Source organism: Sunxiuqinia sp. A32, assembly GCF_052690465.1.
Genome location: NZ_JBQYLI010000008.1, coordinates 77,239 through 94,092 on the forward strand (window position 1 = coordinate 77,239; position 16,854 = coordinate 94,092).

The 16,854-nt window shown below is 40.8% G+C and carries 14 protein-coding genes; all 14 read left to right on the forward strand.

Annotated elements, in window-relative coordinates; all coding sequences use genetic code 11:
- The first annotated feature begins 280 nt into the window (after positions 1-280).
- The 14 genes from ACUNWD_RS10245 (at position 281) to pgi (ending at position 16,849) form a co-directional block, all read left to right on the forward strand.
- Positions 281-1,783 carry a CoA-acylating methylmalonate-semialdehyde dehydrogenase gene (locus ACUNWD_RS10245; protein ID WP_445587708.1) on the forward strand — a complete coding sequence of 501 codons (1,503 nt, stop codon included), beginning with the start codon at positions 281-283 and terminating at the stop codon, positions 1,781-1,783.
- Positions 1,784-1,813: 30 nt separating this feature from the next.
- The gene (locus tag ACUNWD_RS10250; RefSeq protein ID WP_445587709.1) at positions 1,814-2,650 is read left to right on the forward strand and encodes a transketolase; all 837 of its coding nucleotides are present in this window, start codon (positions 1,814-1,816) and stop codon (positions 2,648-2,650) included.
- Positions 2,647-3,618 carry a transketolase family protein gene (locus tag ACUNWD_RS10255; protein ID WP_445587710.1) on the forward strand — a complete coding sequence of 324 codons (972 nt, stop codon included), beginning with the start codon at positions 2,647-2,649 and terminating at the stop codon, positions 3,616-3,618. The genes ACUNWD_RS10250 and ACUNWD_RS10255 overlap by 4 nt, the downstream gene beginning before the upstream one ends.
- Positions 3,615-4,253, forward strand: a complete 639-nt coding sequence (locus tag ACUNWD_RS10260) for an RpiB/LacA/LacB family sugar-phosphate isomerase (RefSeq protein ID WP_445587711.1) — start codon at positions 3,615-3,617, stop codon at positions 4,251-4,253. The genes ACUNWD_RS10255 and ACUNWD_RS10260 overlap by 4 nt, the downstream gene beginning before the upstream one ends.
- An 11-nt stretch (positions 4,254-4,264) precedes the next feature.
- Positions 4,265-5,419, forward strand: coding sequence for an MFS transporter (locus ACUNWD_RS10265; RefSeq protein WP_445587712.1), 1,155 nt, complete (start codon positions 4,265-4,267; stop codon positions 5,417-5,419).
- 11 nt (positions 5,420-5,430) lie between these two features.
- Positions 5,431-6,570, forward strand: a complete 1,140-nt coding sequence (locus ACUNWD_RS10270; protein WP_445587713.1) for a Gfo/Idh/MocA family protein — start codon at positions 5,431-5,433, stop codon at positions 6,568-6,570.
- Positions 6,571-6,593: 23 nt separating this feature from the next.
- The gene (locus tag ACUNWD_RS10275) at positions 6,594-7,814 is read left to right on the forward strand and encodes a transaldolase family protein (RefSeq protein ID WP_445587714.1); all 1,221 of its coding nucleotides are present in this window, start codon (positions 6,594-6,596) and stop codon (positions 7,812-7,814) included.
- 34 nt (positions 7,815-7,848) lie between these two features.
- Entirely contained in the window at positions 7,849-9,354 is a 1,506-nt protein-coding gene (locus tag ACUNWD_RS10280) for an SUMF1/EgtB/PvdO family nonheme iron enzyme (RefSeq protein WP_445587715.1), read from the forward strand.
- Positions 9,355-9,389: 35 nt separating this feature from the next.
- Entirely contained in the window at positions 9,390-10,751 is a 1,362-nt protein-coding gene (locus ACUNWD_RS10285; RefSeq protein ID WP_445587716.1) for a Gfo/Idh/MocA family protein, read from the forward strand.
- 18 nt (positions 10,752-10,769) lie between these two features.
- Complete coding sequence (locus tag ACUNWD_RS10290) at positions 10,770-11,717, forward strand: hydroxypyruvate isomerase family protein (RefSeq protein WP_445587717.1); 948 nt, start codon at positions 10,770-10,772, stop codon at positions 11,715-11,717.
- Positions 11,718-11,855: 138 nt separating this feature from the next.
- Positions 11,856-13,121, forward strand: a complete 1,266-nt coding sequence (locus ACUNWD_RS10295) for an amidohydrolase family protein (RefSeq protein WP_445587718.1) — start codon at positions 11,856-11,858, stop codon at positions 13,119-13,121.
- Positions 13,122-13,153: 32 nt separating this feature from the next.
- On the forward strand, positions 13,154-13,993 hold the full coding sequence (locus ACUNWD_RS10300; protein ID WP_445587719.1) for a sugar phosphate isomerase/epimerase family protein: 840 nt from the start codon (positions 13,154-13,156) through the stop codon (positions 13,991-13,993).
- A 186-nt stretch (positions 13,994-14,179) separates the two neighbouring features.
- Positions 14,180-15,121 (forward strand): sugar phosphate isomerase/epimerase family protein, encoded by a 942-nt coding sequence (locus tag ACUNWD_RS10305; RefSeq protein ID WP_445587720.1) that lies wholly within the window; start codon positions 14,180-14,182, stop codon positions 15,119-15,121.
- A gap of 75 nt (positions 15,122-15,196) precedes the next feature.
- The gene (gene pgi, locus ACUNWD_RS10310; RefSeq protein ID WP_445587721.1) at positions 15,197-16,849 is read left to right on the forward strand and encodes a glucose-6-phosphate isomerase; all 1,653 of its coding nucleotides are present in this window, start codon (positions 15,197-15,199) and stop codon (positions 16,847-16,849) included.
- Positions 16,850-16,854 lie beyond the last annotated feature (5 nt).

A 16,854-nucleotide genomic window follows, 5' to 3' on the forward strand; every position in this document is an offset into this window, starting at 1 on the left:
GATGTGAAAGGAAAAGCGAAGGTGTAAGTCCTTCGCTTTAAATAGCTTTCTGCATTTTTTTTTCAGTGCTTTTAGTGATGATGATATGAGTCATCCCAAGGTAATTCTTGTCTTAAAGTTTAAATTGATCAAAGTATAAATTAAGTTACTTAAATAAGATAAGAAGAAATCAGAACTGGTTTTATGAACCTCTGATCAACATTGAAGAATGGTAAGAGAAATGATTAATCAAAGAACAGCGAATCTTTAGTTGGATGTGAAAAGATTAAAACAAATTGAAATGAATGATATAAAGAGATTAAAATATTTTGCAAATGGTATGTGGCATGAATCTTCGACAGCCAAATACATGGACATTTGGAATCCCAGCACAGGTGAAAAAATTGCCGAAACACCTTGTTGTACGGAAGACGAAGTTAACATAGCCATCAAAGCAGCAACTGATGCATTCCCAATATGGTCCAATACTCCAGTTACCAAGCGGGTTCAAATTCTGTTCAAATATCGTGAGTTGATGGAGCAGCATCTCGATGAATTGGTTTACCTGGTGTGTCAGGAAAACGGAAAGGCTTGGGGCGAAGCGATGGGAGACGTTTTGAAAGCTCAGGAAATAGTAGAATTCGCTTGTGGGATGCCAAGTCTCATGATGGGAGAATCGTTGATGGATACTTCTTCCGGATTTGATACAAACTTGATTAAAGAGCCGGTTGGTGTTTTTGCAGGAATAGCACCCTTCAATTTTCCTGCAATGATCCCAATGGGCTGGATGATGCCGCTCTGTATTGCTACCGGTAATACCCTAGTTTTAAAAGCTTCGAGCATGACTCCGATGACCTCCATGAGGTGTGTTGAATTGATGCAGGAAGCTGGGTTGCCAGCAGGTGTTTTGAATATTCTGACCTGTAGTAGACACGAAGCTGAATTGTTTTTGAAGCATCCAGATGTGAAGGGAATCTCCTTTGTTGGATCAACTTCAGTGGGCAAACATATTTATTCAACTGCAGCGGCAAACGCCAAACGGGTTCAAGCTCTTTGTGAAGCTAAAAATCATGGGCTTGTATTGGAAGATGCTGAGCTTGAAAGAACAGCCCGTACAATCATCAATGCTGCATATGGATGCGCCGGTGAGCGGTGCATGGCTCTGCCTGTAATCGTTGCGCAAGAAAGCATAGCAGACGAACTCGTTGGGTTAATCTCAAAATTCGCACAAGAACTTAAGATCGGACCAGCTTACGATAAGACAACAGACCTGGGGCCTTTGGTAACAGAATCGCACAAGCAATTTGTGACTTCCTGGATCGAAAAAGGAATTGAAGAAGGAGCGACACTGGTGCTGGATGGCCGGAATACTACTGTTCCCGGTGCAGAGAACGGATTCTATCTTGGACCCACCATTTTTGATAAGGTGACACCTGAAATGAAGATTGGAGATGAAGAGATCTTTGGCCCTGTTCTTTGCATTAAGCGGGTTAAGAATTTCGAGGAAGGACTGAGCGTTATGAATGCTAGTAGATTTGCTAACGGCTCGGCTATTTTTACTCAAAATGGCTACTACAGCCGCGAATTCGCCAAACGTACTCATGCCGGAATGGTCGGTGTAAATGTTGGTATTCCAGTGCCATTAGGCGTGTTCCCATTTACTGGTCATAAAGAATCATTCTTCGGCGATTTACATATGATTGGCAAGGATGGAATCCGATTCTATACTGAAACTAAAGCTATCACAACTCGGTGGTTTGATGAAGAGGAATTGAAAAAGAAGAAGGTAAATACTTGGGACTAAATTATCCTTCATTTTAAAATGAATATAAAAATGAAACATACCGTTGAGGAGTTGAAGGCTATTGCCAATAGCCTGAGGCAAGAAATTATAAAAATGATAGGTTACGGGAAAGCCGGGCATTTTGGTGGATCCTGTTCTTTGGCAGAAATAGTCAGTGTGTTGTATTTTAATAAGATGAACCACGATCCCCTGAATCCTAAAATGCCAAACAGGGATCGGTTTCTTTTAAGTAAAGCACATTCCGCACCAGTTCAATACGCAGCTTTAGCAAAAGCCGGTTATTTTTCAATGGAAGAACTGGAAACTCTCAAGAGAATTGGTTCAAAATTGCAAGGTCATCCTGACATGCTAAAGTTACCTGGAATTGAGGCGAACACAGGGTCGCTGGGACAGGGACTATCTATTGCTGCAGGATTTGCAGCTGCTGCGAAGATTGATAATCTGAATTACAAAACCTACTGCATTATCGGAGATGGAGAAATGGCTGAAGGTCAGATTTGGGAAGCCGCAATGGCCGCTTCATGTTACAAACTGGACAATCTTGTTGCCATTTTAGATCGAAATGGTTTACAGGCTACCGGCTGTATTGCTGAGCGATTTAATACCGGGCCGGTTGTTCAGAAATGGGAATCATTTGGGTGGCATGTCATCGATTGTGACGGTCATGATATCGAACAACTAATCCATGTTTTTGAGGAAGCTGATACCGTAAAGGGACAACCTGTTATGGTGCTGGCAAATACAGTCAAGGGGAAAGGAATTTCTTTTGCAGAACATAACGTCGCATTTCACAATGGAATGATGACTCAGGAACAATATGCACAAGCTTTAGGTGAACTTGAACAAGTAGGAGGAAATCAGTTATGAGCAAACAAAGTCAAAGAAAAGCATATGGCGAAACACTTGTTGAACTCGGACACGAAAACGAGAAAATAGTTGTTTTGGAAGCCGACCTTGGAAAATCAACAATGAGCATTCTCTTTCAACAGGAATTTCCGGAGAGGTATTTTGAAATGGGAATTGCGGAACAGAATATGACTTCGTTTGCTGCGGGGCTTGCCCTTAGCGGAAAAATAGCGTTCACCAACTCATTTGCCGTTTTCTCAACAGGTCGGTCTTACGATCAAATCAGACAAAGCATCTGTACTGCAAAGCTTAATGTCAAAATTAATGGTTCAAGCGCTGGGTTATCTGACTTTGGCGATGGCGCCACGCACCAGGCAATTGAAGATATCTCAATAATGAGGTCGCTACCAAATATGAGTGTATTTGTACCCATGGATGCCACAGAGGCAAGAAAAATAGTGAGAGCTGCGGTGGAACATGACGGACCTGTTTATATCCGAATCAGCAGAAGCGATTTGGAAGACCATTTTCCGGAAGATGGAGAATTTAAGGTAGGCAAACCTTATGTCCTTCGTGAGGGTACAGATATCGTTATGTTTGCTTGTGGGATCATGGTTTCCAAAGCTCTTTCAGCTGCACAAATATTGGAAAAGGAAGGCATATCCGTAAAGGTCGTAAATGTCAGTTCATTAAAGCCACTCGATGAATCGGCAATCAGGAATTTGGCAAAAGGAGTAAAAGGAATAATTACAGCAGAAGAACATTCGGTTATTGGTGGCCTGACAAGTGCCATCACCTACATTCTGCGGGGGCAAGGAACACCCATCGAACCGGTTGCGGTTATGGACACATTCGGTCAATCCGGCTTCAATCACGACGAACTTCTCGAATATTATGGGCTAACCGACACCGCCATTGTGGATACAGTCCAACGCATTTTGAAACAACAGGTTGATGACCTTAAAATTATGGAGGATAATAAACTATGAGAATAGCTGTAGTTAACGAATTTAGCACGGTCGATAAAAATAAAGACGTTGTAGGTGCCTTAAACGAATTAGGATATGAGGTACTCAATGCAGGCATGAAAAATGCCGATGAACCGGTTTTGTCCTATTTGGAGACAAGTATTATCAGCGCTATTCTTATCGAATTGAAGGTCGTTGATCTGGTTGTTGGCGGATGTGGAACAGGGCAGGGATATTTTAATGCGGTGATGCAATTCCCGGGAGTATTCTGTGGACTTATTCTTGATCCGGTGGATGCATGGCTTTTTGCCCAAGTGAATGCGGGAAATGTCATTTCATTGTCTCTGAATAAAGGTTACGCGCTGGGAGGAAATATCAATATCAAATTCATTTTAGAGAAGCTGTTTAGTGTTGAAGCTGGTGCTGGATACCCAGAACACCGAAAACAACCTCAAAAAGAAGCACGTGAAGCTCTAGCCAGACTGTCTGAAAAAACTCATTTACCCTTTGATAAGATCATTGAAGGAATTGATGAATCAATTCTTAAAAAAGTACTGTTGTTCCCTGGTCTGTGGGAAATTATTGAAAATGCTCCGGATGAAAAATCCAGTGTAAAGGCAGCTTTGACTAAAAGGTACAACGAATTTCAACATTAAAGAAAAGATCAATGAAAACGAATAAAATTACAGTAGTTGTTGCCTTGGCATCAGTCTTTTTTATGGCGGGTTGCTTTGTGGTTCCTGGCGCCAGTTCCCTGGCACTAATGGAAAAACTGAATTTAGATAAGAGCGATTGGGGGACAGTTGTTGGAGTATTCCTCTATTCAGCGATGGTTGTTCAGTTTTTTATAGGAGCTATCACTGATAAAATCGGACACAAACCAACAGCTTTAGTTGGGTTTGCATTTGCCGGAATTTCCTGGACTTTAATTGCCATTGCACCTTCTTATGTGATGCTGATCGCTGGTGCGATCATGATGGGAATTGGCGCCATGTGCCTGAACACCGTAGGGAATACAATTATTCCACAGGTCCTGTTTGAGGGCAAAGATCCTTCAAGGGCAAGTAGTCTGGGGAATGCTTTTTTTGGGTTGGGATTGTTTTCGGTCCCATTGCTGATTAATTACTCTTCCTCCTATAGTGTGGGCTTGATGATCATGACTGGGGTCAGTCTGTTGATGCTTATTCCGGTATTTCTGTCCGATTTTCCAAAAGCTAACCTGAATTATAAATTTTCTGTGGGGTTTAGGCTGTTGGGACAACTTCCAGTATTGATTGCTGCTTTTGCCATGATGTGTTCTATTGGACTGGACAATGCTTTTAAACAATGGATACCGCAGGTTTTGACCTCGATGGGAACTCCTGCCAAAGAAGCCAGTTTAAGTATTTCTGTTTTTGGTCTTTCGATGATGAGTGGAAGATTTATATTCTCGACGGTCAAGAACATGACTGGCTGGAGCGCTAAAATACTGATTGTTGCCTCGGCTTGTTTTGCGGTTGTCTTTTATACGCTTACCATATTCAATTCATCAACCGCAGCCTACATTCTTTCTGCAATGGCAGGATTGGCAGCCGCGCCAATGTTTCCATCCATCGTTGGGATGACTTTCTCCAAATATGATCGGAAATACTATGGCTCCATCTTCGGAATGATTTTTTCTATCGGCCTGTTCTTTGCCGGAATGCTTATGCAGATCATTGGGAATATATCGAATAAAAGTACGATTCAGGCTGGTTTGAAAGTGCCAATCCTCGTCGCCATTGCATTGATTATTATTACAATAATCATGAATAAATCAAAAGCTAAGGAGATTGTCGAATAAAAAATATAATCATGAAGAAGATAAAATATGGCATGATAGGAGGTGGAATCGGAGCATTTATAGGTGATGCACACCGTCGTGCTGCCCGTTTGTGTAATGATTTTGAATTGGTTGGTGGAGTTTTTGACGTTGACTATGAGCGGAGTAAGGAATTTGCTTTGCAAGAAGATATTGCACTTGGTCGCTGCTATGAAAGTGTTGATCTGTTGATTGAAAAAGAACTTCAATTAGCGGAAGACCAACGGATGAAAGTAGTTACCATCGTAACCCCCAATACCTTACACTTTCCTTTTGCTAAAAAACTACTAAACAGCGGATTTCATGTGATTTGCGAAAAGCCGATGACCATTACTGTTGAAGAAGCGGTTGAACTGGAAAGTCTTGTAATTGAAAAACAATTGACTTTTGCACTTACTCATACCTACACAGGTTATCCAATGGTTCGTCAAATGCGGGATTTGATTAGTGAGGGGCACATTGGAATTGTTCAGCGAGTAGATGCACAATACTATCAAGGGTGGGTGAATAATATCATCCATAGTTCTGAGAATAGAATTGGAAAATTCTGGAAACTCGATTCCCGACAAACGGGGATCAGTGGCTGCCTGGGCGATATTGGAGTGCATGCTTTTAACCTGGCTGAATATGTAACCGGAAAACAAGTCAAAGAAGTTTTGTCCGATCTCAATACGCTAAAAGAAGAAATTGAATTGGATGTGGATGGAACGGTATTGCTCCGTTTTGGCGATAATTTGAAAGGTGTGATACGAGCCAGCCAGGTATGTGCTGGCGAGGAAAATAACTTATCAATTGGGGTTTATGGATCAAAAGGCAGTCTGACTTGGAGCCAGGAAAATCCGAATTTCCTGACGTTGAAAACTCTTACCGAGCCAATCCGGATTTATAAGCCGGCACACACCTATAATGGTGATTTTGCGGAACGAAGTCACACCATGAAAGCCGGGCATCCGGAAGGTTATTACGAAGCTTTAGCCAATATATATGTTGGGGTCAGAAAGAGCATCAAGGGAGAAGAAATCAATGCTGGCGAATACCCAACCGTACATGATGGAGTCCGTGGAATGAAGTTTATTCATGCTGTTGTAAACTCACATAAAACTGGTAATTCATGGATATCAATTAACCAATAAATCAACTAAACTTAATAAACCTAATGAGTACATATAACAATAAAATCAGAGAGTTCATTCAGCAGAGTGTAAGCGAGAAAAAGGTTGAAGGAAAACCAAATCCCTTTTGGACATCTCTAAAAAATACCGGAACAGAGCTTTGGTTGGATACCGGAGACATGGAAGAGGCAGAATTACATTGGTCAGCAGAAATGAGTGCGTTAACAACAAACAACACGCTATTAAATAATGAGATCCAAAAAGGTATTTACGATGATCTTATTTCTGAAGCCAGCAAATTAATTATTGATATTCCTGAAGAGAAGAAAGTGCAGGAAATAGCATTCATTTTAAATGCACTGCATGGGCTTCGATTGGTTACACGTTTTGGTGGTTATGTCAGTGTTGAATTGCATACAGATACTGCTCATGATATTGATGCAATTGTTGAGTATGGAAAAAGGTTTCATGAGATCTGCCCGGACAAATTTGTAGTCAAAGTACCTTATACTCCAGCCGGATTTATCGGTGCTCGAAAACTTAAAGAGGAAGGCGTGAAAATTAATTTCACACTTGAGTTTAGTGCACGCCAAAATGTGTTGGTGACTAAGCATGCCCGACCTGATTTCTTGAATGTATTTCTCAGTAGGATCGACGTGTATATTCATGAAAATAATTTAGTCAATGGCCTTAATGCCGGGGAAATGGCGGTGCTTTCCACTCAAAAGTGGATTAACAAATTGGAGAAGGAGAATCCCTGGTCTACAAAACTAATTGTAGCTAGTTTATTAAGCTATGAGCAGTTGGAAAGTCTTGCAGGTGCTGATATTTATACTATTCCAACAAAGGTTGCTGCCGAGGGAATTGCAAACCTGTCTGGCCAATTCAGTTCAAAAATCAATGAATTTTCTCCTGTAACTCTATCAGATTCCGCATTCGAGGCCGCAATTGGAAAATTTTGGGAAGTAGATAACAATGTGTTGATTTTTGGAAATCAGCTGGCATTAAATCCACCAATCTCTGACTCCGAGTTTGTTGAAAGAGCTCATGAAGCTGGCTGCCAGGATATGTTTCCCGTGCTTACTGCCGAAGAAGAGAAAACAATTAAGATAGATGGACGGATACCTAAGCATGCCAACTGGGAAGAGAAAATACGAGAGGGAGCAATTGCTCCGGACACGCTGTTAACATTAGCCGGTTTAGCTGTATTTACGGCTAGTCAGGAAGAGTTGGACGATAGGATAAAGCGAATAATTAACAAATAAAGATTGTAGGTGGATCGGATTTAAAATTTCAAGCATGAAAAGAATTTTGTTAATATTTTTTCTCGGATTGATTCTAGGAGCCCTTTTTATTTTGGGGGGAAGCAAGGCAATTACCACAACATCAACCAATGATTATTGTGTTTCCTGTCATATTCATCCAATGGCTGATGCTTCATGGAAAAAATCAGTTCATTATCAAACACCATCAGGATTCCACGTTAGTTGTGTCGATTGTCACCTTCCTCCCAAGGGCGAAGGGTATTTATGGGCAAAGGGCACTACCGGTATAAGAGACTTATGGAGCATGTGGACCAAAGATTCAGCTTCATTTGATTGGGAAGACCGGGGACGCTTAGAGGTCGCTCATGGATATGTGTATGAAAGCAGTTGCATTAAATGTCACGAAAATCTCTTTCCCTCTGAATTAACAAAGGATGGTGAGAATGCACATTTGTATTATACCCAAAATGATGATGCCAAAGACCTACATTGTATCAATTGCCACCTGAATGCGGGGCATTATATTGAAGGATATACTCATGGCAGTAATAAAACTTTTGGCAGTAAATCTGCTGCACCTAAAGAACTTTTTACTCAGCCTGCAAAGGTAATTGAGTTTACAGATTTCACAGAAAGGATTCCAAATTCATCTGTCTCGTTTAATATGAAAGCAATTCCAGGAGGCACTTTCCAAATGGGTAGTCCAGATGAAGAAGCGTATAGAAAAGAAGATGAAGGTCCAGTTGTTGACGTAGAGCTTAGCCCGTTTTTTATGGCTGAGATTGAAGTCACCTGGGATGAATATTTGGCATTTTATGCACAGACGGCTACTTCAGAACGTACTGCAGATATTCAGGAGAAAAGTGATGATGTAGATGCGATTAGCGGTGCAACCCCGCCCTATGGGCAGCCAGATCAAAATTGGGGTTTGGGGCAAAGGCCTGCTATTACCATGAGTTTTCATGCTGCCGAAACTTATTGCAAATGGTTGTCTCTGGTTACCGGTAAAAAGTATCGTTTACCTACTGAGGCCGAGTGGGAGTATGCGTGTAGGGCTGAGTCAACAGGACCCTATTTCTTTCCGGGCGATCCTCTAAAATTTGAACGGAAGGGAATAAAGGCCAGATTCTTGAAAAATGATACGACGACTATTAACACCTATACCATTTATAAAGAGAATAGTCTTTCAAAAACACAGCTTCCCGATAAAGTAAAACCAAATGCTTTTGGTCTAAAAAACATGGCTGGAAATGTTGCTGAATTTTGCTCAGACTGGTATGCTCCTGATGCCTATTCCATGTTAACAAATGGGGTAAAAGACCCCCAAGGTCCTGAATCGGGAACCGACCATGTTGTTCGAGGAGGTTCATTTCTTGATATGGCAGGTGCAGTGCGTAGTGCCTGTCGGGACTATACCAAAAATGTACAATGGCTGAGAACCGATCCACAGATGCCCAAAAGTATCTGGTGGTATTCGGATTGCTTTAATGTCGGATTCCGGGTGGTTTGTGAATTCGATGAAAATACGGGCAAAAATTGACCAAAATAAACTAATGAATATAAAATTAAACTACCATGAAAAAATCCAGTATTTCCAGACGCAACTTCCTTAATAATGCTGCAGCCGTTGGTGTGGCTGGAATTGTAGTCCCAACAATCATTACCAGTTGTTCAAAGAAAACAAAAAAGGAAGTTGCACTTCCTACGATGCTCGATCAAGCGCCGGACGGGCCTGTTTTAAAAGCGGGGTTGATTGGCTGTGGTGGACGTGGAACAGGTGCAATTATCCAATTTTTAAGTGCGGGTCCAAATCTTAAGGTTGTTGCTTTGGGGGATGTTTTTCCAGAGCGAATAGAAAAATGCCGAAAAAAGATTATGGATAAAAAGGGACAGGAAGTTCCATCCGAAAATTGCTTTGTTGGTTTTGATGCCTATCAAAAAGTAATTGACTCAGATGTGGATGTCGTCATTTTAACAACACCTCCTGTTTTCAGACCCGATCATCTTGCCGCGGCAGTGCAAGCTGGAAAACATGTCTTTGCTGAAAAGCCTGCTTGTGTTGATCCGGTAGGAGCAAGATCAGTTATGGCCTCAGCAAAAAAAGCAGAAGGCATGGGATTGTGCATTGCAGTTGGCTCACAAAGGCGACACCAGCGAGATTATGTTGCAACCTGGCAACAAGTGCAACAAGGATTGATTGGTGAAATTGTTGGTTCGAACTGCTATTGGAATACCGGGAAAAGCTGGTACATCAAAGACCCTGATCCAAGCTGGTCTGAGATGGAATATATGTTGCGTACTTGGACAAACTGGACATGGACAGGAGGTGACCATATTGTGGAACAACATGTCCATAATATTGATGTAATTAATTGGTTTACCGGAAAACATCCGATTAAAGCCAATGCTTTTGGTTCGCGTATTCGCCGGAAAATCGGTAATCAGTATGATAACTTCAGTGTTGATTTTGAATTTGAAAATGGAACTCATGAACATAGTATGTGCCGTCAGATAAATGGCTGCTCTAACAATGTTTCTGAATTTATTCAAGGCACGAAAGGATCTTCCAATTGTCAGAATACCATTTGGGATTTGGAAGGAAACGTTATTTGGAAATATGAATATCCATTGGATGCGCAAGGGAAACCTACCAGAACGGTTAGTGTAGATCCGTACCTTCAGGAACACATCGATTTAGTTACTGCAATTCGCACGAATAAGACAATCAATGAAGCGGAGGATTTAGCTATTTCGAGTCTGGTTGCTATTATGGGAAGGACTTCAGCATACACTGGAAAGCAAGTTACCTTCGAAGAAATGATGAACTCTGATCTGAAACTCGGGCCTAAGGTTTTTGAATTTGGGCCTGTTGATATTGACAAATCTGTTCCTCTAGCGGGCGAAGCTTATACACCGGAAGTAAGACGTCCAAGTTAATCTAAAATGTAATCAAAAATGGAAAATTCAAGAAGACATTTTCTGAAAAAAGCAGCGATAACAGGTTCTGTGATGATGTCTGCTTCTTCTTTGGCAAGTGCAGCAACAACATCAAAGACTAAAAAGGTTTCTGATGCTTCTGAACCTTTTAAGCTAAAATATGCCCCCATGTTTAACATGTTTACTGAACATGCAGGAAAAGACCCAATCGACCATATAAAATTTTGTCATGACATGGGTTTTAGAGCGATGTTAGACAATGGACTTGGAAGGCGACCAGTCGCAGAGCAGGTGAAAATTATCAATGAAATAAACAGGCTTGGAATGGAAATGGGGCCTTTTGTTGCCATTCCATCAAGTTTGGCGCCTAAAACTTTTATTTACAAAAAGCCGGAAATAAAGGAGTTACTTGTTAATGAAGTGAAAAAGGCTGTCGAGGTTTATGAGCGAACCGGGGTAAAGTGGGGACTAATTAGTATTGGCGACTATGATCTAAAAATGCATAGAGACTTTCAAACCGCCAATGTGATAGATAATCTGAGGTATTGTTGTGATGTGGTTGAAAAAGCAGGCTTGATTCTGGTGATGGAGCCATTGAACACTTATCATGATCATCCCGGAAGATTCCTTACCGGAATACCACAGGCGTATGCCATCTGCCGAGCGGTTAACAGACCAGTCTGCAAGATAATTGAAGACTTCTATCACCAACAGATAAACGAAGGGAACCTGATTCCAAACCTTGAAGCTGCATGGGATGAAATAGCGGCTTTTCATACAGGTGATAACCCTGGCAGAAATGAACCTACAACCGGAGAGATCAATTATAAAAGCATATTTAAATACTTATACAGTAGGAACTTTCAGGGCGTAATAGGGATGGAGCATGGAAAAAGTAATAAGACCAAGGAAGGAGAGGCCCGTGTGATACAGGCATATCGCGAATGTGATAGTTTTGAGATTTAGCATTCGCTTTTACCTGTAAATCCCGGATTAATTTAAGAAAAGGATGAAGGTATAGATGCGATAATTTTTTGTTGAATTTGTCCGGGAACTATTTCAAATCATATTCAAGTCGTCATTCAATAACTAAAAATATAAACTATGAGTACTTCAAATCGTCGAAAATTTATTGCAACTGCAAGTTTGGCTTCGCTATCAGTCGCAGGTGTAAAAGGCATGTCAACAAGCACTGACAATCCAATCCATAAAGGTGAGGAAATGCTGGACTTGACAGATTTTCCAGTTATAGATCATCATCACCACGAGTATTCACTGGATGCTATGAAAAGTCCAGATCCGGCTCGTTTCACATCTATGTTTTACCATGGTGAACGAAACGATGGTTATAAAGCTGATGGGCCATCAGGCATGAGTAAGGCTTTGAATACGCACATAGCAAATACAGGGGTAGTGCTTGCCACTGTCTCAGAGTTATCCAGATTATTTGGATGTGCAGATAATCTGGAGACTGTAGTTGCAGAGCGCTATCGTCGAATAATGGCAGATGCCGCCGGATATACAAAAATGCTATATTCGAAGGCCAAAATTGAAGCTATTGTTTTAGATGACAGGGAAGGAACTCCTCCTCTGATTCCAACCAAAATTTATCGTCTCGTTCCTAACGATAAAATATTTAAAGAGTGTTTAAAAACCTGCGATAACATTGAAACATTTCGCAAAACCTTTATTACCAAAATAGAAGAAAAACTATCGGATAAGGAATATATTGCTGTTAAAAGTCATGTTGGCGAACAAACCGGTTTGGATGTTGAAGAACTCTCTTTCTCAGCTTATCAGGCAGCTTACCAGTCAGCTCGTTTGGGAGATGTTGAGGCCTGGAAAAAAATTTACCGGTTATCGTTTATCGATTTAACACATTATTGTTGTGAAAAAGGAGTCCCTATTCACATTCATACAGGTACAACAGGAGATATGCGTTCGGTACTTCCAATAAATCAGACCCTTGATCCGCTGTTGCTGGCTCCTTATTTAAAACGGCCGGAACTGAGGCGCCTTAAAATTGTGTTACTACATGGGGGGCATCCGTGGGTGCAACATGCTGCATTAATGGCCTATAATTTTCCGAATGTTTATTTGGATCTAAGTTGGATGTTCCCATGGAATGTACTCGGATTAAAGAATTTATTTCATGATGTGCTTACGATAGCTCCGGTTTCGAAAATTTTTTACGGAGGTGGTTGTCATTCCGGACCCGAAACAGCCTATATGGGAGCAACAGTGCTTAAAAAAGTAGTTGGTGATGTGTTGTCAGAATTGGTAAAAGATCAGTTTCTAACGTTTGGCCAAGCCAATGAAATAGCCCATATGATTCTACACAAAAATGCGGAAACATATTACAATTTATAACAGTTTCTAACCCGAACAATAAACTAATCAATATGATCAAAAGAAGAGAATTTTTAAAAACCGCGAGTGTAGCTATTGGTGGAGCAACCTTATTGTCATCTTGCACTTTCGGTAGTCAGCAGCAGAAAACAGGGCTTGGGCTTTATACGGTTCGCGATGGAATGGTTAAAGATCCTGATGCCACGTTGGAAGCAGTTGCAAAAATGGGCTTTAACTGGATTGAAGCAGGAACGGATTCTGAATGCAGGTTTTACAACATTAAGCCTAAAGACTTCAAAAATAAAATTGAAAGTTTTGGCATGAAATTTATCAGTAGCCACAACACTCTTACTCCGGAAAATACAGACAGAATGCTTGACGGACTTGCTGAAGGTGGATTGAAGTATGCAGTGCTTCGGTCAATCCCGGAGGCTTGGGTTGAATCAATTGATGACTACAAAAAGACGGCGGATTTTTTCAATCAGACTGGAGAAAAATGTAAAAAATTAGGCATGAAATTCTGTTTTCACAACCACTGGACGGAGTTTGTGAAGGTTGATGGAGAAGTGCCTTACGATGTACTCTTGTCCCACACTGATCCTGATTTAGTTGCTTTTGAAATGGATCTTTGCTGGACTACAGAGGCTGGAGTAAATCCAGTCGAATATTTTAATCGATTTCCTGGCAGGTTCGAACTTTTCCATATGAAAGATATAACTGCTGATAAGCAAGTGGCTACTTTAGGTGAAGGGATAATTGATTTCAAACCAATTTTTGCCAGCATCGAAAAAGGTGGTCTCAAATATTTCTTCGTTGAACAGGATGTTTGTAAAACTCACACTCAACTGGAAAGTGCAAGGATAAGCAGGGACTTTCTTATTAATAATTTGTAATAGCATTATAGGTAGATTTTAATGCAAATTAATAGCTGTTCAAAATTGTAGTGTTGCAATTAACCTCATGCAAATGAAATTTTTAAGAAAGTATATTTCTGATGCAGAAAGATTTGGTCTTAGCTCGATTTTTACGGATTTAAAGGACTGGATCTTTATCGAAAAAATGACCCAAATTCTAAAATGATGAAAATAAATCGAAGAGAATTCATTGGCAAATCTGCAGGTGTAGCTACAATGGCAACAGCTTTAGCCTTTTCTCCTAAACCAATACGCTTAACCATGAATAAGAATAAAACGAATTTTAAATATTGTCTAAACACAAGTACAATCTCCGGTCAAAATCCAGGCTTGTTAAAATACATTGATATCGCGTCCAAGGCAGGCTATGACGGTATTGAGCTCTGGGTTAGGGATGTGAAGGGATATTTAAATCAAGGACACACAATAACGTCATTAAAAAAATATATTGATGAAAGAGGTATAACCGTTGAAAATGCGATTGGATTTGCCACATGGATGGTTGATGATGACGAGCAGCGAAAAGAAGCTTTTGAACTGATGAAGGAAGAAATGGAGCTCATGGCCCAGCTGGGGTGTAGGCGGATTGCTGCTTGCGCCAAAGGATTAAGTCCTGATGATAAACCGGATTTGATAAAATTGGGTGAACGTTACAAGGAGATGCTCGATCTCGGAAGACAAACAGGGGTGAAGCCAATTTTGGAATTCTGGGGGCATTCGGCATTTTCTACCCTGAGCCAGGCCATGATGGTTGGTGCTGTTGCTGATGATCCGGATGTGCAAATACTTGCTGATGTTTACCACATGCACCGGGGAGGATCCGGATTCGATGGACTTAAGATGCTGAATGGGAATGTTATCGAGATCTTCCATATGAATGACTTTGTCACGTCAATTCCAAGGGGACTTCAAACTGATAAGGATCGCGTATATCCGGGCGATGGAACAGCTCCAATGACTCAGATATTGTCAGATCTGTCAAATATGGGTGGAACAAAAGTTCTTTCTCTGGAGCTTTTTAATCAGGAATATTATAAACAGGATGCTTATTTGGTAGCCAAAACCGGGCTTGAGAAAATGAAGGAGCAAGTAGCTTTAATTCATTGATTTCAAATTCTCAGAGCGAGAATACTCATTGATAATTATAAAGAATAAACATATTCTAAAATTCAAAGAACTCAAATGTTACCAAAAATTAATCCAACAACGACATCCGCTTGGCGAAAACTGGAAGAATATTTTTTGACGTTTATGGGGACTCAGATGAAAGATATTTTTGCAAAAGATGCTGATCGGTTTCAAAAGTATTCATTGAGTTTTGAGGGCATCCTGGTTGACTTCTCAAAAAATATTATAGACGATAAAGTACGTGAGCTACTGGTTGAGTTGGCAGAGGAATGTGGCCTGAAAAGTGCCATTGAAAGCATGTATACTGGCGAAAATATAAATGCTACTGAAGACCGGCCGGTACTTCATGTTGCTTTGCGAAACAGGAGCAATGCTCCTGTAATAGTTGATGGCAAGGATGTTATGCCGGATGTAAATGCCACTCTCGCAAAAATGAAGGATTTTTCTGAAAAAATAATTTCAGGAGAATGGAAAGGATACACCGGAAAGGCCATTACGGATATCGTTAATATTGGCATTGGTGGCTGTGATCTTGGCCCGCTAATGGTTTACGAAGCACTAAAGAAGTATAAAAAAGAAAATATCACCGTGCATTTCGTCTCTAATGTCGATGGAACGCATCTTACAGAAACGTTAAAGCAAGTTGACGCAGAAACAACGCTTTTTATTGTTGAATCAAAGCCCTTTACAACTCAGGAAACGGTTACCAATGCCTATTCAGCAAGAGATTGGTTCCAAAACATTGCCAAAGACAGAACTTTTATGAAGCACCATTTTGTGGCGGTGCACGCAACGAATGGGCATCTATATTCCGAATTTGGAATTGATGAAGAAAACCGCTTTCTGTTTTGGGATTGGGTAGGAGGCAGATATTCGCTTTGGTCAGCAATCGGACTTCCAATTGCATGTGCGATAGGCTTTGAAAATTTTCAGGAAATGCTTGAAGGTGCCCATGCTGTGGATAATCATTTTCGAAATACTGAATTTGACAAAAATGTCCCTGTAATTTTAGCGCTTATCAGCATTTGGTACAATAATTTTTATGGAGCAGAGAGCGAAGCCATTTTGCCTTACGACCAGTATCTGCATCGTCTTCCCGCGTATTTACAGCAAGCATATATGGAAAGCAACGGGAAAAATGTTGACCGAAACGGGAGTCCGGTGGATTACCAAACTGGTTCAATTGTATGGGGCGAGCCCGGGACAAATGGTCAGCACTCTTTTTTCCAGCTAATTCATCAAGGGACGAAACTGGTCCCATGTGATTTTATTACCTCGGCCATATCTCATAATCCTTTGGGTGATCATCATTCCAAATTGTTGGCCAATTGTTTTGCCCAAACCGAAGCAATGATGATTGGAAAGACCAAAGAGAGGGTTATTTCAGAACTAAAATCCGAAGGATGCACAGATGATGAAATTGCTGCACTATTGCCTTTTAAGGTTTTTGCGGGCAACATACCAACGAATACTATTTTATTAAAAAGGTTGATTCCGTGGACTTTAGGTGCTATCATTGCAATGTATGAACACAAAATATTTGTACAGGGAATTATCTGGAATGTATACAGTTTTGATCAGTGGGGAGTGGAATTGGGCAAAGAGCTAGCCAATGGAATCTTGAAAGAACTCACTCCGGATGTTCCGGTTACAAGTCACGATGCCTCTACAAATGGATTAATCAATGCATGGAAAGAAATGAGATAACACTC